This is a genomic window from uncultured Pseudoflavonifractor sp. (assembly GCF_944387805.1).
Classification (GTDB): Bacteria; Bacillota; Clostridia; order Oscillospirales; family Oscillospiraceae; genus Pseudoflavonifractor.
Window position 1 is genome coordinate 45057 of the sequence record NZ_CALXGI010000013.1, and the last position, 18193, is coordinate 63249.

The following is an 18193-nucleotide window of genomic DNA, read 5'->3' on the forward strand; positions in this document are numbered from 1 at the left end:
TATAATTCCGATTTTAATACCATATTCTACCCCAATCCAGGTGGGATTGCAACCGCTCTCCCCTGCCGGAGGGACAAAAACTGCCCCGGAGCACTGCGCGGGGAGAGGGGAAAAACAGGCTTACTCAGTCAGGTCCAGAATCCAGTTGAGCCAGCCGATGATGGTGGAAGCCCGGCGGAAGTAGGTGCTGTCCGAGGCCACATGATAGAGGCCGGAGGCCTTCATAATTTCCACCACAGCCCCGGCGGGGGGCATCTCCCCGCTGCGCAGGCACAGACGCATGGTCTCCCGGAAGGCCCGGTGGCCCAATATCTGGCTTGCCAGAGCCAGCTGCCTCTCCCGCAGGTCCATGGAGAGGATACGCCGCCCAAGGGACGTCAGGCGGAAGCACACCGCGCCGTCCTTCCTGTCCTTCTCCATCAGGCCCAGGTACCGGCCTGCGTCAGTGTAGTAGTTGGTCTGACGGGCGTCAAAGGCGTACTCGGCGGTGATTTCATCCCGGGTCATGTCCCGGCCGGAGAGAAGCTCGGCCAGGTTGACCACCCGGGCCATGCTGTTGGCCTGGGGGAAGGAGATCTCCGGCTCGGGCAGGAGAGGGGCGGCGGTCAGCAGCCGGCCAATGTCCGAGCGGGTGATGCCGGTGGTCAGAGTATAGCTGCACTGCTTCACCAGGCGGAGGGAGCAGTACCGCTCCGGCTGCTCAAAGCGGTACTCGTACAGGTGGAACACGCCGTTGGTGAACACCAGAAACACGCTCTTCACCGGCTTGGTCACCCGCTCCGACCACACCCGGTAGGGGTAGTAGAGCTGGCGGACCAGGAAATCGTCGGCCAGGTCCCGCTTGGCCTCAAAGAGGGAGAGAAAGCGGCGGCCCTCACAGGCGGCGTCAATCTCAATCTGGGCGTTGTTCACCACAACCTCACGTGCGCCGCCGGGCACGTCAATGGAGAAGGAGAAGCGGCCCGAGCCCATGCGGCCGCTGACTGTGGGCACCACAGCATGGTCCTCCAGAAAATCCTCCAGAATCCCGCAGGCCGCCGCGCAGTTGAGGGCGATGGCCTCGCTGACCAGGAACCGGGGGGCCAGGCTCTGGAGTCCCACGGGGAGCCGTACCCGCCTGGGCGCGCCCCGGGGCGGCTCAAAGTCGTGGTAGGCGGCAAAAGGGGCGATGACATAATCCCCCCGGGTCACCGGCAGGATGGCCAGTCCGTTGTCCGCGAACAGGGCGGGCAGGTTGACCCGGTGGTCGAACTTGGTCATGAGCCGGGGCTCGCGGAACTCCTTGATCTGGTTGGCGGAGATAAAAAACTGTCCGTCCGCCGCAATGCGGCTGAGAATGTCATACTTCTGAAAGAGGGCTTCCCAGGCGCTGTCGTTAAGTCCCATAGTTGCGCACCAGCACCTCCTCAATGGCGCCCCGGCGGCTGGCCACCGAGTTGACCGCCCGCCGGGCCTGGACAAGGGAGACGCGGTAGGAGCCGTACAGCTCCCGGATGAAGGGGGTGGCCGAGTTGGAGAGGAGGAACTTCACCCCGCGGGCGGTAAGGGCGTCGCAGCACTCCTTGAGCCGCACCTGCTCTTCCCGGCCGAAGCCGCCCTTGTTGTATCCGGTGAAGCTGGCCGTGTCGGACACGGGGTCATAGGGCGGGTCCAGATACACAAAGCCGCCCTTGGGCACCTGCTCCAGCACGGCGGCAAAGTCTCCGCTGAAAAAGGTAATGTCGCAGGAGTTGAAGTACCGGCTCACACCCCGGATGGTCTGCTCATTGACGATATTGGGCCGGCGGTAGTGGCCGTAGGGGGAGTTGAAGGCCCCCGAGGCGTTGACCCGGAAGAGACCGTTGTAGCAGGTCTTGTTGAGGTAGAGCAGCCGGGAGGCCTTCTCCACGTCGGACAGGGCGGCATAGGCCGCCTTGTCCCGGTCCAGGTCCCGGATGCGGTAGAAGTACTCCGGGGTGTTCTCGTGGCGGGACAGGTGCTCGATGAGGGCGTCGGCATTCTCCTTGATGACCCGGTAGACCGTCATCAGATCCTGGTTCAGGTCGTTGACCAGAGCCCGTTTGGGCTGAAGGGCAAAGAGAACCGCGCCGCCGCCCAGGAAGGGCTCGCAGTAGGTGGTCATCCGCTTGGGGATTAGCGGGAGGATCTGAGGCAGCAGCTGCCGCTTTCCCCCCACCCACTTGACCACAGGGGCCGCATGGGCGATGTATTCCACGGCCGGTTCCTCCTTTCAAACAAAATACCTTAATACTCTAACACATGTTCGCCTGTTTGGGTACCTCTATTTTTCGCACAAATCTTTTTTTCTCCGGCCCGGGAAAAACTGCCGCAACAGCACCAAAAAGCCCCGGCCTTTCGGCCGGGGCTTTTTGGGTGTGTGTTGTTCTGCAAAGGTGTTGGAGAGGGATTGGTTGTGTTGGGAGGATTTTAGTTTCTTCTTCCTGAATCCAGCTATATCATAACCAATAATTAAGACTAAATCATGAAGCCTTTGTGAATAATCTATGAATTAGAAGGAAAGGCTAAATCGCTGTCTAAAATATCTCCATATTTTGCAGGTATGGGGATTGACACCCTCAACACAGGGGTAGTATAATTCACCCCGGGAAATTTTATTTACCTCCTGACAACAGATAACAGATAACAGATAAAAGTGAAGGTGGACAGACATGGATACGGAAAAGCGGCTCTGGCACACGCTGGAGTCCGGCCAGGTCCTCTCCCAGCTGAAGAGCAGCCGGCAGCAGGGCCTCTCCGGGACGGAGGCGGCGCGGCGCCTGGAGCAGTACGGCCCCAACGCCCTGAGCGAGGGCAAAAAGAAGACGGTGCTCCAGGTGTTCCTGGAACAGTTCAAGGACCTGATGGTGATGATTCTCATCGCTGCGGCCCTTATCTCCCTGGCGACCGGAGAGGCGGAGAGCACCATCGTCATTTTCGCGGTGCTCATCCTCAACGCCGTGCTGGGTACGGTGCAGCACTTCAAGGCGGAGAAGTCCCTGGAGAGCTTAAAGGCCATGTCGGCGCCCAGCGCCAAGGTGATACGGGACGGCGCCCGCACCACCGTGTCCTCGCCCCAGGTGGTTCCCGGCGACATTGTGGAGCTGGAGGCCGGCGACATGGTGGTGGCCGACGGCCGGATTCTGGAGAACTACTCCCTGAAGGTCAACGAGAGTTCCCTTACCGGCGAGAGCGAGGCGGTGGAGAAAACCGCCGGCGCGATCCCCCAGGCCGACGTGGCCCTGGGAGACCGGAAGAACATGGTGTTCTCCGGCTCCCTGGTGACCTACGGCCGGGCGGTCTTTGTGGTCACCGGCACCGGCATGGACACCGAACTGGGCAAGGTGGCCGCCCTGATGAATCAGACCCAGCAGCGCAAGACCCCTCTCCAGCAGAGCCTGGATAACTTCTCCAAAAAGCTGGCCATTATCATCATGGTCATCTGCGCGCTGGTGTTCGGCCTGGCCCTGTACCGTCAAAAGCCCATTCTGGACGCGCTGATGTTCGCCGTGGCGCTGGCTGTGGCAGCAATTCCCGAGGCTCTGTCCTCCATTGTCACCATCGTGCAGGCCATGGGCACTCAGAAGATGGCCAAGCAGAACGCCATCATGAAGGACCTGAAGGCGGTAGAGACATTGGGCGCGGTGTCGGTCATCTGCTCGGACAAGACGGGCACTCTGACCCAGAACAAGATGACGCCCCAGAAGCTCTACGCCGACGGCATGCTGTTGGACAGCGACCGCCTGGACCTGGCCAACGACGTGCAGCGCCTGCTGCTGAAAGAGGCCCTGCTGGCCAGCGACGCCACCACCGACAAGGAGACCGGCACCGAGATTGGCGACCCCACCGAGGTGGCCCTGGTGATGCTGGGCGACCGCATCGGTGTGGACGAGGTGCTCTACCGGAAGCAGCACCCCCGGCTCAGCGAGCTGGCCTTTGACTCTGACCGGAAGCTGATGAGCACCCTCCACGACATTGAGGGCGTGCCCACCATGTACACCAAGGGCGCCATTGACGTGCTGCTGGAGCGCTCGGCCTGGCTTCTAACCAGCCAGGGTAAGGTAGAGATGACCGATGAGCGCCGGGCGGAGATTGCCCGGGTGAACATGGAACTGTCCCAGCAGGGGCTGCGGGTGCTGTCCTTCGCCTGCAAGGAGCTGGAGGCGGTGCGTCCCCTGACCCTGGAGGACGAGCGGGAGTTCACCTTTGTGGGCCTCATCTCCATGATCGACCCGCCCCGGCCCGAGGCCATCCAGGCCGTGGCCGATGCCAAGCGGGGGGGCATCCGCACCATTATGATTACCGGTGACCACAAGATCACCGCCTCCGCCATCGCCAGACAGCTGGGCATCTTCCGGGAGGGGGATGAGGCGCTGTCCGGCGTGGAGCTGGACGCTATGAGCGACCAGGAGCTGGACCAGCGTCTGGAGAAGATTTCGGTCTATGCCCGGGTGTCCCCCGAGAACAAGATCCGCATTGTAGGGGCCTGGCAGCGGAAGGGCCGCATCGTGTCCATGACCGGCGACGGCGTCAACGACGCCCCCGCTCTCAAGGCCGCCGACATCGGCGTGGCCATGGGCATCACCGGCACCGAGGTCAGTAAGGACGCCGCGTCCATGATCCTCTCCGACGACAACTTCGCCACCATCGTCAAGGCAGTGGTCAACGGCCGGGGTGTGTACACCAATATCAAGAACGCCATCAACTTCCTGCTCTCGGGCAACATGGCGGGTATCTTCTGCGTGCTCATCACCTCTCTGGCCAACCTGCCCATGCCCTTCGCGGCGGTGCATCTGCTGTTTATCAACCTGCTCACCGACTCCCTGCCCGCCATCGCCATCGGCGTGGAGCCGGCGGGGAAGGGGCTGCTGGACCAGAAGCCCAGAGACCCCAAGGAGCCCATTCTCACCCGCTCCCTGCTTACCCGCATTATGGTCTACGGCGCCCTCATCGCCGCCGCCACCATGGCCGCCTTCTTTGTGGGCCTGAACAGCGGCGGGGACGCCCTGGCTATGACCATGGCCTTCTCCACCCTGACCCTGGCCCGGCTGTTCCACGGCTTCAACTGCCGGGGCGAGTCCTCCCTGTTCCGCCTGGGCCTGACCACCAACAAGGCCAGCCTTGGGGCCTTTGCGGCCGGCGTGGTGCTTCTGGCCGCAGTGCTCTTCATCCCCGGCCTGACCGGCCTGTTCCAGGTGGCGCCGCTCACCCTGCCTCTGGCGGGGGCCATTGCGGGGCTGGCTTTTGCGCCCACCCTTGTCATCCAGGTGTGGAAGGTCATTCGAGACCTGAGGAAGGGCCGCTGAGCTTAAAAGTATATGATATGAAATGAACCGGGGTCCGGTCCGCATTGCCTGCGGTCCGGACCCCGGCTTGTTATTCCCGCATGTCGCACCGGGCATGGAAATCCACGTACTGGGACTCGGCCTGGACCACCAGGCGGCGGACGCCGTCTCCGCTCAGATCCAGCTCGGCGGGAAGGATGAACCGAACTCCCTCCGCCTGGACATCCATGGGCCGGGCGCCGTGGTGGGCGGGCAGGAGCAGGGTGCGCATCCCGCGGGGAAAGGCTCGGCCCTCCTGGTCCAGCTCCAGCAGGGTGATGGCCACGGCGGTGCGGGTGTCGGGCGGAACGGCGGGCAGGGTGAAGGAAAATTCCGCCACGCAGCCGCCGGCGGCCGGCGGGATGCTCCCCAGACAGTGCACCAGCAGCCCGTCCCGGGCGCCTATCTGTACATGCTGCCGCTTGGCGCACGCTTCTTGGGTGTGTTCCATAACAGTACCGCCTCTCAGCAAAATTCATACGCCCAGTTCCGGCGTATGTACCTGGTAATCGGGCGGCGGGCGGCGGCACAAAAAAGCTGGAAGAGACGGGAGTACCGTCCCTTCCAGCCTATGTTCACCGCACCTGTCCTGTGCCGTAGATGATGTACTTGGAGCTGGTCAGCTCCTCCAGCCCCATGGGGCCCCGGGCGTGCATCTTCTGGGTGGAGATGCCGATTTCCGCACCCAGACCGAACTCAAAGCCGTCGGTAAAGCGGGTGGAGGCGTTGACGTACACCGCCGCCGCGTCCACCTCGTCCAGGAAGCGCTGGGCGGCAAAGTAGTCGGCGGTGACAATGGCCTCCGAGTGGCCGGTGCCGTGGGCGGCGATGAAATCCGTGGCCTCATCCTGGTCCTCCACCACCTTGACGGCCAGGATATAGTCGCCGTACTCCGTGTCCCAGTCCTCCGCGGTGGCGGGCACCGCGTCGGGCAGAATGGCGCAGGTCTCCGGACAGCCCCGGAACTCCACGCGCTTCTCCGCCAGCCGGGCCTGGGCCATGGGCAGGAAGGTGGCCGCCACCGCCCGGTCCACCAGCAGGCACTCGGCGGCGTTGCACACCGAGGGGCGGGAGCACTTGGCGTTGTAGAGAATGTCGGCGGCCATCTGCAGGTCGGCCTTCTCGTGGACGTACACGTGGCAAACCCCCACGCCGGTCTGGATGACGGGCACCCGGGCGTTCTCTACCACCGAGCGGATGAGCCCTGCGCCGCCCCGGGGAATGAGCACGTCCAGATATCCGGTCAGGCCCATCATCTCGGCCGCGCTCTCCCGGCTGGTGCTGGCAACCAGGGACACGCAGTCCATGGGCAGGCCGGCCTTTTCCAGGGCGTCCCGCATGATGGCGGTCAGGGCCATATTGGAGTGAAGGGCCTCTTTGCCGCCCCGGAGGATGACGGCGTTGCCCGACTTGAGGCACAGGGCGGCGGCGTCCACCGTCACATTGGGCCGGGCCTCGTAGATGATGCCGATGACCCCCAGGGGTACCCGGCGGCGGCCGATGATGAGCCCGTTGGGCCGCGTCTCCATCTTGGTCACCTGACCGATGGGGTCGGGCAGAGCGGCCACCTGCCGCACCCCCTCCACAATGCCGGCGATCCGCTTTTCATCCAGAGCCAGCCGGTCCTGGAGGGACTGGCGCATGCCGCTCTCCCGGGCGGCGGCCAGGTCCTGGGCGTTGGCGGAGAGAATCTCCTCCTGCCGGTCCAGCAGCCCCCGGGCGATAGCCTCCAGCGCTTCATTTTTCCGGGCGGTGCCCGCCACGGACAGTGCCCGGGCGGCGGTTTTGGCGGCCAGCCCCTGGTATTCCAGAATTGTCATATTGATTCCCCATTCTCCGCTCACGCGGTGAGATTTTAAAATACAGGGAGAGATTACGGCGCCCTTTTCCCGGTGGAAAACCGGGTGCCGATGTCCTCTCCGGCCACAATGCCATACAGCTCCTCCACCCGGGCGCCATTGGTGATGACCATATCTATTCCGGCGGACATGGCGATTTCAGCGGCGTTGAGCTTGGTCTGCATGCCGCCGGTGCCGCGCCAGGTGCCCGCGCCCCCGGCCATGGAGCGCAGCTCAGGGGTCACCGCATTCACATGGTGGATGAGCTGGGCGTTCGGGTTGCCGTGGGGGTCGGCGTCGTAGAGACCGTCAATGTCGCTCAGGAGCACCAGCAGGTCGGCCCCCACCAGCCGGGCCACAATGGCGGAGAGCGTGTCGTTGTCGCCCAGCACCTTGCACTTGCCTGTCTCAATCTCGGCAGAAGAGACAGAGTCATTCTCATTGACCACCGGGATGACCCCCAGCTCCAGCAGGGATTCAAAGGTATTGCGCAGGTGCTCCGCCCGCACGGGGGCGTCCACATCCTCGCCGGTGAGCAGGATTTGCGCGACCATCCGGTTGTACTCCCCGAAGAGCTTGTCGTACAGGTGCATGATGGCGCACTGGCCCACGGCTGCAGCGGCCTGCTTCATCCGCAGTTCCCTGGGCCGCTCCTTCAGGCTCAGCTTGGTGGCGCCCACGCCGATGGCGCCCGAGGACACCAGAACGATCTCGTGGCCCATCCCCTCTAGGTCGGAGAGGGTGCGGGCCAGCAGGTCCATATTGTGCAGATTCAGCCGTCCTGTGTCGTGGGTGAGGGAGGAGGTGCCCACTTTCACCACAATTCGGAGGCGTTGCGTCTGTGTTTCCACATTCATTCTCCTTAATCCATGATTTTACCCGCGGAAAAACGCGGAATTTAGCTGAAACTTAATATGAGGCAGGATAGCTTTACCTGACAGCAAAGCGCAGCGCGGCCCTGTTACTGCCGATATTGTAGCACAACTTTTCACAACTATAAAGCATAAAACGCTGCGATGACGAAACAACATGGAATTGTTCAATAAAAAATGAATTTTTATGGGATTATCGACGTATTTGCTGTTGAAATTCTGCGAGATTCGATGTACAATAACACCGCTGTAAATGGGAGGTGGGCCGGATTTATGCTAAATCTAGTTCTGGTTGAGCCGGAAATTCCGCAGAATACCGGCAACATCGCCCGTACCTGTGCGGCCACATACAGCCGTCTCCATCTGGTCAAACCTCTGGGGTTTGACATCTCAGACCGGGCGGTGAAGCGGGCCGGGCTGGACTACTGGCATATGGTGGACCTGACGGTCTATGAGAACCTGGAGGATTTCTTCGCCCGTACCGGCGCGGAGGATCTGTGGCTCATGACCACCAAGGCCCCCCGCCCCTATACAGAGGCGGAGTTTCGGGATGGATGCTGGCTGTTCTTCGGCAAGGAGACGGCGGGCCTGCCCCAGGCCTTTCGTGAGGCCCACCGGGACCGGTGTATCCGTATCCCCATGCGTCCCGATGCGCGCAGCCTGAATCTGGCAAATTCCGCCGCCATAGTGACCTACGAAGCATTGCGCCAGTTAGAGTTCCCCGGATTGTCCGGGGAAGGAGAGATGAAAGGAGCTTTCGTATGAACTACAACAAGAAGACCGTAAAAGACATCGACGTCGCCGGCAGGAAGGTCCTCCTCCGCTGCGACTTCAACGTGCCTCTGGCCAAGGACGGCAGCGGCACCATCACCGATGACAAGCGCATCCGCGCCGCGCTGCCCACCATCCAGTACCTGCTGGACCAGGGGGCCGCCGTTATCGCCTGCTCCCACCTGGGCAAGCCCGTCGCCACCTTCGACTCCTATGTGAAGAAGCAGGCCGAGAAGGGCAAGGACCCCGCTTCCATCACCGAGGAGGAGTGGAAGAAGTCCCTGGCTAAGCTGTCCCTGGCCCCTGTTGCCAAGCGCCTGAGCGAGCTGCTGGGCAAGGACGTCATCATGGCCAAGGACGTGGTGGGCGAGGACGCCATGGCCAAGGCCGCCGCCCTCCAGCCCGGCCAGATCATGCTGCTGGAGAACACCCGCTTCGAGAAGGGCGAGACCAAGAACGATCCCGAGCTGGCCAAGAAGATGGCCTCCATGGCTGAGGTCTTTGTGTCCGACGCCTTCGGCGCCGTGCACCGCGCTCACGCCTCCACCGCCGGTGTGGCCAACTATCTGCCTGCCGTGTCCGGCTTCCTGATTCAGAAGGAGCTGGAGATCATCGGCGGCGCTCTGGCCAACCCCAAGCGCCCCCTGGTGGCTATTCTGGGCGGCTCCAAGGTGTCCTCCAAGATCGGCGTTATCAACAACCTCCTGGAGATTGCCGACACCGTCATCATCGGCGGCGGCATGGCCTATACCTTCTCCGCCGCCCAGGGCGGCAAGGTGGGCGACAGCCTGCTGGAGGCCGACTGGGAGTCCTACGCCAACGACATGGTGAAGAAGGCTGCCGAGAAGGGCGTTAAGCTGCTCCTGCCTGTGGACACTGTGGTGGCCAACGCCTTTGCGCCCGACGCGGAGAGCAAGGTGGTCAAGACCGGCGAGATCCCCGACGGCTGGCAGGGCCTGGACATCGGTCCTGAGACTGTGAAGCTGTACTGCGACGCCGTGAAGGACGCCGGCACCGTGATTTGGAACGGCCCCATGGGCGTATTTGAATTCCCCGCCTTCGCCAAGGGCACCGAGGCCGTGGCCAAGGCCCTGAGCGAGACCAACGCCATCACCATCATCGGCGGCGGCGACAGCGCGGCTGCCGTGCAGCAGCTGGGTTATGCCGACAAGATGACTCACATCTCCACCGGCGGCGGTGCCTCCCTGGAGTTCATGGAGGGCAAGGAGCTGCCCGGCGTGGCCTGCCTGCTGGACGCCTAAACCTCCGAACCGGGCAGCTCCACCGGGGGCCCCGCGAAAGCCCAGCGAAGCGGGTTTCGTGGGGAAAGGAGCCGCAGCGAAATGAGCGAGCTTTCGCCGTAAGGCGGAAGCGAGGGATATGGAGCTTGCGGCGACGCCGCCCGGCGTCGCCTGCCTGCTGGACGCCTAATTATCCGCAAAGGCGCCGCCGCGCGAGCGCGAGCGAGCCGCGCCAAAGGCGCGTCCAAGCGTTTGCGCAGCAAACCTTGCCGCAGGGCGAATTCATTTCGCCCGAGAAAGTGAAATCAAATGGGGTCCCCAACGGAGACTTACTCCGTTGGGGTGCCTCCCTGGAGTTCATGGAGGGCAAGGAGCTGCCCTTTCGGGGGCCCCGCCGAAGCCCAGCGAAGCGGGTTCGGTGGGGAGAGGAGAAGCAGCGGAGTGATTGAGCTTTCGCCCAAGGGCGGAAGCGAGAGATACAAAGCTTGCTCCGACGAGGCCTGCCTGCTGGACGCCTAAAATCAGGCAATCGTTTGATTTCCGCAGGGCGCAGCCAGTCCGGCGCGCTGCCTGCGTAAAGCGCCACATATATGGAAAGGATTGAACAGTAATGAACCACCGCTACCGGAAGACCATCATTGCCGGAAACTGGAAGATGAATAAGACCCTGACCGAGACCAAGGCCTTTGCCGAGGAGATTAAGCCCATGCTGGGCAAGCCCAAGTGGTGCGAGGTTGTCCTCTGTGTGCCTTATGTGAATATTCCTGCCGCTGTGCGCCTGTTCAAGGACAGCCGCATCGCCATCGGCGCTGAGAACTGCCACTACGAGTCCCACGGCGCTTACACCGGCGAGGTTTCCGCCGAGATGCTCAAGGAGCTGGGTGTGAAGTATGTTATCATCGGCCACTCCGAGCGCCGCCAGTACTACAATGAGACGGATTTCACCGTCAACAAGAAGGTGCACGCCGCCCTGGAGGCCGGCCTGTATCCCATCGTCTGCGTGGGTGAGAGCCTGGAGCAGCGCGAGCTGGGCGTCACCATGGAGCTGATTGCCTACCAGGTGAAGGCCGCCCTGGCCGGCGTGCCCGCCGACAAGATGCGCCACGTTGTCATCGCCTACGAGCCCATCTGGGCCATCGGCACCGGCAAGACCGCTACCGCCGAGCAGGCCGCCGAGGTCTGCGAGAGCATCCGGGTGGTCATCCGCAAGCTGTACGGCGCCCGGGTTGCCCGCGCCGTCACCATTCAGTACGGCGGTTCCATGAACGCCAAGAACGCCGCTGAGCTGCTGGCTCAGCCCGACATCGACGGCGGCCTGATCGGCGGCGCCTCCCTGAAGCCCGCTGACTTTACCACCATTGTCAACGCTGCCAATCAGGAGTAAGAAGAAGCGCTGAGCCGCCGGACGGGGGAGACTGGACCGGAGCGAGGACCAAAGCCCTGACACGCCGCCAGAGAAGGCGGGACAGGGCTGGCACGGGACGGAGGGAAGGCACCCCGGCCGCGAGGCGGGCAAAGCGTGATGGGAAGCGCTGAGCAGCCACAAGGCGCCAAGCGTGACAAGAGGAGGCAGAGCATGACGGGACAGTCCCGCATTCACTCCTCTTATCTTACCTGAAGGAACTGAGGTTATTTATGAGTAAAACACCGACTACTCTGATTATTATGGATGGCTATGGTCTCCGCAGCGAGACCAAGGGCAACGCCATCGCCAACGCCCGCAAGCCTGTACTGGACAAGCTGTTTGCCGAGAACCCGATGAGCAAGCTGTCCGCCTCCGGTCTGGATGTGGGCCTGCCTGAGGGGCAGATGGGCAACTCCGAGGTGGGCCACACCAATATCGGCGCCGGCCGCGTGGTGTTCCAGGACCTGCCCCGCATCTCCAAGTCCATCAAGGACGGCGACTTTTTCCAGAACCCCGAGTACCTGCGGGCCATGGAGAACGCCAAGCAGGAGGGCCATGCCCTCCACGTGATGGGCCTGCTGTCCGACGGCGGCGTCCACAGCCACATCACCCATATTTTTGCGCTGCTGGATATGGCCAAGCAGCAGGGCGTGAAGGACGTCTATGTCCACGCCTTCCTGGACGGCCGTGACGTGCCGCCCTCCTCCGGCAAGAGATACGTGGAGCAGCTGGCCGAGAAGTGCGCCCAGCTGGGCAACGCCCATATCGGCGTTATCTCCGGCCGTTTCTATGCCATGGACCGGGACAAGCGCTGGGAGCGCCTGGTCAAGGCCTATGACGCGCTGGTGCTGGGCGAGGCCCCCTTTGAGGCCGATCCCGTGGCCGCCGTGCAGAAGTCCTATGATGCCGGCGTTACCGATGAGTTCGTGGAGCCTGTTATCTGCTGCAAGGACGCGGTCATCAAGTCCGGCGACAGCGTGGTGTTTATGAACTTCCGCCCCGACCGGGCCCGGGAGATTACCCGCAGCCTGGTTGACCCTGAGTTCGACGGTTTTGAGCGGAAAAAGGGCTTCTTCCCCCTGACCTATGTCTGCACCACCTCTTATGACGCCACCATGCCCAATGTGACGGTGGCCTTCCCCCACCACGAGCTGAAGAATATCTTCGGTGAGTATATCTCCCGCCTGGGTCTGACCCAGCTGCGCATTGCCGAGACTGAGAAATATGCCCACGTGACCTTCTTCTTCAACGGCGGTGTGGAGCAGGTATTCCCCGGCGAGGACCGCTGCCTGATCCCCTCCCCCAAGGTGCCCACCTACGACCTCAAGCCCGATATGAGCGCCCATGAGGTCACCGATGAGGCGGTGAAGCGCATCGAGAGCGGCAACTACGACGTGATCATTCTCAATTTTGCCAACTGCGACATGGTGGGCCACACCGGCGTATATGAGGCAGCCCGCCTGGCCGTTGAGACTGTGGACGAGTGCGTGGGCCGGGTTGTGGAGGCCACCCGCAAGATGGGCGGCGTGGCTCTTATCACCGCTGATCACGGCAACGCCGACCGGATGCTGGACGACGACGGGGTTACCCCCTACACCGCCCACACCACCAGCCCGGTGCCCTTCTGCATCGTGGGCGCCAATGTGAAGCTGCGCGACGGCCGCCTGGCCGACATCGCCCCCACCATGCTGGACCTGATGGGCCTTGAAAAGCCCGCCGAGATGGACGGCAATACCCTGATCGAGGCCTGAGCGCTTTTCAAGGGCCATCCCGCCGTAAGGCGGACCGGCCCTGGGGCCGTCCAAGGGTTTTGCGCGGAGCGGAAAACCTTGACGCTGACCGGATTCACTTCGGGCAGCGGGAAGTGAAAAACGGGGTCCCCGGCCGGCGAAGCCGGTTGGGACGCCTTGAAAAGTCCGCCGAGATGGACGGCAATACCCTGATCGAGGCCTGAAAGGGCTGCACTTTGTATGTTCGGGCGGCCATGCCGCCCTGACAGATAGCGGTCCGGCGGAAAAAGCGCCGGGAGCCGTGTTCCTGAAAATGAAAGGAGTTTTTGAACATGAAGCAGATTATCGAGATCGTTGATGTTCTGGGCCGTGAGATTCTGGACAGCCGCGGCAACCCCACCGTGGAGGTCGAGGTCTACCTGGAGGACGGCACTGTCGGCCGCGCCAGCGTGCCCTCCGGCGCTTCCACCGGTATCTATGAGGCCTGCGAGCTCCGCGACGGCGATAAGAGCCGTTACCAGGGCAAGGGCGTCCTCAACGCCGTGAAGAATGTCAACACCGAGATCGCCGAGTGCCTGGTGGGTATGAACGTCCTGGATCAGGTGGCCATCGATAAGGCCATGATCGCTCTGGACGGCACCCCCAATAAGTCCCGTCTGGGCGCCAACGCCATTCTGGGCGCCTCCCTGGCCTGCGCCAAGGCCGCTGCCGAGAGCCTGGGCACCAGCCTGTACAACTACATTGGCGGCGTCAATGCCAAGGTTCTGCCCGTGCCCATGATGAACATCCTCAACGGCGGCGCTCACGCCACCAACAACGTGGACATTCAGGAGTTTATGATCATGCCCGTGGGCGCCTGCTGCTGGCATGAGGCCCTCCGTATGTGCGCCGAGGTGTTCCACACCCTGAAGAGCGTGCTGAAGGAGAACGGCACCCCCGCCGCCGGCGTGGGCGACGAGGGCGGCTATGCCCCCAACCTGAAGAAGGATGAGGACGCCTTCAAGTGCATCGTGGCCGCCATCGAGAAGGCCGGCTATAAGCCCGGCGAGGACTTCATGATCGCTATGGACGCCGCTGTGTCCGACTGGTACAACAAGGAGGACGGCACCTACACCCTGCCCAAGGCCGGCAAGACCATGACCCGTCAGCAGATGGTCAACATGTGGAAGAAGTTCGCCGACAACTACCCCATCATCTCCATGGAGGACTGCATGGGTGAGGACGACTGGGAAGGCTGGGGCATGCTCACCAAGGCCCTGGGCGATCGCGTCCAGCTGGTGGGCGACGACCTGTTCGTCACCAACTCCGAGCGCGTGCAGAAGGGTCTGGATCTGCACGTGGCCAACTCCGTGCTGATCAAGGTCAACCAGATCGGCACCCTGACCGAGACTCTGGACACCATCCAGAAGGCCAACCGCGCCGGCTACACCGCCGTCGTGTCTCACCGCTCCGGCGAGACCGAGGACGCCACCATTGCCGATATCGTGGTGGGCATGAACGCCGGCCAGATTAAGACCGGCGCTCCCAGCCGTACCGACCGTGTGGCCAAGTACAACCAGCTGCTCCGCATTGAGGAGGAGCTGGGCGACGTGGCTCAGTACCTGGGCAAGGACGCTTTCTTCAACCTGAAGAAGTAAGAAAGAAGCGCTGAGCCGCCGAGAGCAGGGCGGCTGGACCGGAGGGCGAGAAACCGAAGGGACTCAGGCAGACCTGTTTTGCGCCCAAGGCGAAGGAAGCCGACCGTTGCAAACAGGCGAAGCGTGACAAAGCCTGCAAGGGGCCGCTGCCAAATGGCAGCGGCCCCGTTTTTTATATTGCCCGGAAGAGAAGCAGCGCGCTCCTGAGAGCGCGCTGCTTTTCTTTATTCAATCTGGGATTCCCCCAGCCGGCGGTGCACATCCCGGCGGAGCAGGGTGTACAGCACCGAGGCCACCGGCACGCTGACCAGAATGCCCACGAACTGGAACAGTCCGCCGCCCACGGTGACAGCGGCCAACACCCAGATAGCGGGCAGGCCAACGTTGCTGCCCACCACGCGGGGATAGATGACGTTGCCCTCAAACTGCTGAAGACACACAAGGAAGATGAGAAAAATCAGCGTTTTCAGCGGAGAGACCATGACCAGCAGCACGGCGGCCACTGCGCCGCCCAGAAAGGCGCCCACCATGGGGATGAGGGCGGTGGCGCCCACAATGACGCCGATAAGAGGGGCGTAGTCGGCCTGGATAAAGAGCATGCCCAGGGCGGTAAGGCCGCCCAGAATGCAGGCCTCAATGAGCTGACCGCTGACAAAAGCGGTGAAGGTGTTGGCAGTCAGATGGACCACGTCGGTGACCCAGGCCTCCACCTTGGGCGGCGCATAGGCCTTGAGCACCCGGCGGCACTGGGAGAGCAGGGTGGCCTTGCCTGAGAGCATATACACCGAGAAGATGATGGACAGGAAGCCGGTGACCACAATGGAGATGATATTGCTGGTGATGGTCAGCAGCTGGGGCACGGCGGTGGTCAGAGTGTCCATCACGCCGGTGAGAGCGCCCTTAATCAGGTCGCTGAAGTTGGAGAGGTCCAGATTCTCCAGATGGAGGGAGGTGAAGAGCGGGGTCAGCCACTCCTGCTGGTTGAGCCACCGCTGGATGTTGAGCATATAACCGTTGATGCTGCTCAGAAAGAGCTGAATGCTGTCCACCAGCTTGGGAAGCACCAGGGAGAAGAAGGCGATAATAAGCACAAACAGCAGGAGATAAGAGCTGGCCACCGCCAGAGGCCGGGAGAACTTTTTCGCCTTTGTGCCGCCCAGTGCCCGGTCGTAGAGCCGGGAAAAGAGCTGGCAGGGCCGGTTGAGCACAAAGGCGATGGCAAAGCCGATAAACAGGGGCTGGAACAGGCCCAGTACAGTCCAGAACAGACTGCGCACCTCGTTAAACTGGATAATAAAGAGCACTAAAAGAACTGCATAGGTAATAATCAGTAGAATGCTTTTAAACAATTTTTTATCCATTCTATCCGCTCCAGTCGGAAGGATTTTCAAGGGTAAACTCAATATACCATTGACGCGCAGAGCAAGTCAATTAAAGTTTGGTTAAGATTAGGAGAATAAGGAGCAAAGGAAGACCGACAGCTCTGGGCCTCCGCCGGAAAAAAGAAAATTTTCGAAAGGACTTGACTTTTGGCGAATGGATTCTTATAATCATAGTAAACATATAGGAATTATAAGGATTGAGAAATCAACCTTTGAGAGGAGTATATCCATGACCAGATTGATCTATGCCGACCATGCGGCCACCACGGCCCTTTCCGATACGGCCCTGAAGGCCATGACACCCTACTTCCAGCAGCGGTACGGCAACCCCTCCAGTCTCTACCGCTTCGCCCAGGAGGCCAAGAGCGACCTGGAGCAGGCCCGGGCGGAGATCGCCGCCTGCCTGGGGGCCAGACCCGAGGAGATTTACTTCACCTCCGGCGGCACCGAGGCGGACAACTGGGCCCTGAAGGGCGTGGCCGAGCTGCGGCAGAAGAAGGGAAAGCACATCATTACCACCGCCATCGAACACCATGCCGTGCTGCACACCGCCCAGTGGCTGGAGAAGCAGGGCTATGAGGTGACCTATGTCCCGGTGGACAGCCAGGGCCGTGTGGACCCCGCCGCCGTCAAGGCGGCCATCCGGCCGGACACCATCCTCATCTCCGTCATGGCGGCCAACAACGAGATTGGCACCGTGGAGCCCGTCGCCGAGATTGGAACCATCGCCCGGGAGGCGGGAGTGCTCTTCCACACTGACGCCGTCCAGGCTGTGGGACATATCCCGGTCAACGTGGAGGACTGGAAGGTAGACCTGCTGTCCCTCTCCGGCCACAAGATCTACGGCCCCAGAGGCATCGGCGTGCTCTACATGCGCAAGCCCCTCCGGCTGCCGCCCCTCATCCACGGCGGCGGACAGGAGAAGGGCCGCCGGTCGGGCACGGAGAATGTGGCCGCCGCCGTTGGCCTGTCCGCCGCCCTTCGGGAGGCGGTGGACGGCCTGGAGGAGGAGAGCCGCCGCCTGTCCGGGCTGCGGGACAAGCTGCTGGACGGCCTGTCCGCCCTGCCCTACGCCCGGGTCACCGGCCCCCGGGACCACCGGCTCCCCGGCACCGCGTCCCTGGTGTTTGAGGGCGTGGAGGGGGAAGCCCTGCTGCTCCAGCTGGATCGGGCGGGCATCTGCGCCTCCTCCGGCTCCGCCTGCTCTTCCGCATCCCTGGACCCCTCACACGTGCTGCTGGCCATCGGCCTGCCCCACGCCATTGCCCACGGCTCCCTGCGCCTGAGTCTGGGCCGGGAGACCACCGAAGAGGATGTGGAAGCCATCCTTCACGAGGTGCCCAAGGCAGTACAGTACCTGCGTGAGATGTCCCCCGTGTGGGACAAAGAGACCGGCCGCCCCACCTGGGACCTGGACGAGTGAGAAAAGGAGAGAAAAGATATGCTGTATTCCGAGAAGGTTATGGACCATTTTGAGCACCCCCGCAACGTGGGTGAGATTCCCAACGCCGACGGCGTAGGCCAGGTGGGCAACCCCAAGTGCGGCGACATCATGAAGATGTACCTGAAGATTGACAACGACGTGATTACTGACGTGAAGTTCAAGACCTTTGGCTGCGGTTCGGCCATCGCGTCCTCCTCCATGGCCACCGAGATGATCAAGGGCAAGCCGGTGTCTGAGGCCATGAAGCTGACCAACGCGGCGGTGGCTGAGGCCCTGGACGGCCTGCCCGGACACAAGCTCCACTGCTCCGTGCTGGCCGAGGAGGCCATCAAGGCGGCCCTGGCCGACTACTACAAGAAGCAGGGTGTGGACCCGGAGACTGTGGAGGGCTTTGCCTGCAGCGGATGCTGCGGCGGCTGCGGACACGAGCATTAAAAGAACAGGACGGAAGGCCAACGGCCTTCCGTCCTGTTTGTCTTGCTTAAAGAACCACTGGGTCTGCCAGTGGATAAAGAGCTTATAGCTATGGACAAAAAAAGGACTCCCCGATAG

General features: G+C 62.3%; 14 protein-coding genes. 8 read left to right on the top strand and 6 right to left on the bottom strand.

The window, feature by feature from the left end; all coding sequences use genetic code 11:
• Window positions 1–120: 120 nt before the first annotated feature.
• Window positions 121–1386, bottom strand: a complete 1266-nt coding sequence (locus Q0K06_RS05615) for a transcriptional regulator (RefSeq protein ID WP_294549699.1) — start codon at window positions 1384–1386, stop codon at window positions 121–123.
• Window positions 1376–2215 carry a DNA adenine methylase gene (locus Q0K06_RS05620; protein ID WP_294549702.1) on the bottom strand — a complete coding sequence of 280 codons (840 nt, stop codon included), beginning with the start codon at window positions 2213–2215 and terminating at the stop codon, window positions 1376–1378. Before Q0K06_RS05620 ends, Q0K06_RS05615 begins: the two co-directional genes overlap by 11 nt.
• 454 nt (window positions 2216–2669) lie before the next feature.
• Between Q0K06_RS05620 and Q0K06_RS05625 the strand changes: the two genes are divergently transcribed.
• Entirely contained in the window at window positions 2670–5303 is a 2634-nt protein-coding gene (locus Q0K06_RS05625) for a cation-translocating P-type ATPase (RefSeq protein WP_294549708.1), read from the top strand.
• A gap of 70 nt (window positions 5304–5373) precedes the next feature.
• On the opposite strand, the gene Q0K06_RS05630 is transcribed toward Q0K06_RS05625, so the two are convergent.
• The 3 genes from Q0K06_RS05630 to proB all read right to left on the bottom strand — a co-directional run bounded on the left by Q0K06_RS05630 (window position 5374) and on the right by proB (window position 8016).
• Entirely contained in the window at window positions 5374–5772 is a 399-nt protein-coding gene (locus tag Q0K06_RS05630) for a hypothetical protein (RefSeq protein WP_294549710.1), read from the bottom strand.
• Between the two features lie 124 nt (window positions 5773–5896).
• A complete protein-coding gene (locus Q0K06_RS05635; protein WP_294549713.1) occupies window positions 5897–7141 on the bottom strand; it encodes a glutamate-5-semialdehyde dehydrogenase in 1245 nt (414 codons plus the stop codon).
• Between the two features lie 53 nt (window positions 7142–7194).
• Window positions 7195–8016, bottom strand: a complete 822-nt coding sequence (proB, locus tag Q0K06_RS05640; protein ID WP_294549716.1) for a glutamate 5-kinase — start codon at window positions 8014–8016, stop codon at window positions 7195–7197.
• Window positions 8017–8304: 288 nt separating this feature from the next.
• Here proB and Q0K06_RS05645 point away from each other — a divergent pair, with 288 nt between their 5' ends.
• The 5 genes from Q0K06_RS05645 (at window position 8305) to eno (ending at window position 14815) form a co-directional block, all read left to right on the top strand.
• Window positions 8305–8796, top strand: a complete 492-nt coding sequence (locus Q0K06_RS05645) for a tRNA (cytidine(34)-2'-O)-methyltransferase (protein WP_294549719.1) — start codon at window positions 8305–8307, stop codon at window positions 8794–8796.
• Window positions 8793–10064: a phosphoglycerate kinase gene (locus Q0K06_RS05650; protein ID WP_294549722.1), complete on the top strand. Its 1272-nt coding sequence runs from the start codon at window positions 8793–8795 to the stop codon at window positions 10062–10064. The genes Q0K06_RS05645 and Q0K06_RS05650 overlap by 4 nt, the downstream gene beginning before the upstream one ends.
• A 589-nt stretch (window positions 10065–10653) precedes the next feature.
• On the top strand, window positions 10654–11427 hold the full coding sequence (tpiA, locus tag Q0K06_RS05655; protein WP_294549724.1) for a triose-phosphate isomerase: 774 nt from the start codon (window positions 10654–10656) through the stop codon (window positions 11425–11427).
• Between the two features lie 251 nt (window positions 11428–11678).
• Window positions 11679–13199, top strand: a complete 1521-nt coding sequence (gpmI, locus tag Q0K06_RS05660) for a 2,3-bisphosphoglycerate-independent phosphoglycerate mutase (protein ID WP_294549726.1) — start codon at window positions 11679–11681, stop codon at window positions 13197–13199.
• A 311-nt stretch (window positions 13200–13510) separates the two neighbouring features.
• The gene (gene eno / locus Q0K06_RS05665; protein WP_294549728.1) at window positions 13511–14815 is read left to right on the top strand and encodes a phosphopyruvate hydratase; all 1305 of its coding nucleotides are present in this window, start codon (window positions 13511–13513) and stop codon (window positions 14813–14815) included.
• 224 nt (window positions 14816–15039) lie between these two features.
• Here eno and Q0K06_RS05670 read toward each other — a convergent pair whose 3' ends face one another.
• A complete protein-coding gene (locus Q0K06_RS05670) occupies window positions 15040–16176 on the bottom strand; it encodes an AI-2E family transporter (protein ID WP_294549730.1) in 1137 nt (378 codons plus the stop codon).
• 250 nt (window positions 16177–16426) lie between these two features.
• Here Q0K06_RS05670 and nifS point away from each other — a divergent pair, with 250 nt between their 5' ends.
• Together nifS and nifU are read left to right on the top strand one after the other, a co-directional pair.
• Complete coding sequence (nifS, locus tag Q0K06_RS05675) at window positions 16427–17620, top strand: cysteine desulfurase NifS (RefSeq protein WP_294549734.1); 1194 nt, start codon at window positions 16427–16429, stop codon at window positions 17618–17620.
• Window positions 17621–17638: 18 nt separating this feature from the next.
• Entirely contained in the window at window positions 17639–18076 is a 438-nt protein-coding gene (gene nifU / locus Q0K06_RS05680) for a Fe-S cluster assembly scaffold protein NifU (RefSeq protein WP_294549737.1), read from the top strand.
• The last annotated feature ends 117 nt before the right edge of the window (window positions 18077–18193 follow it).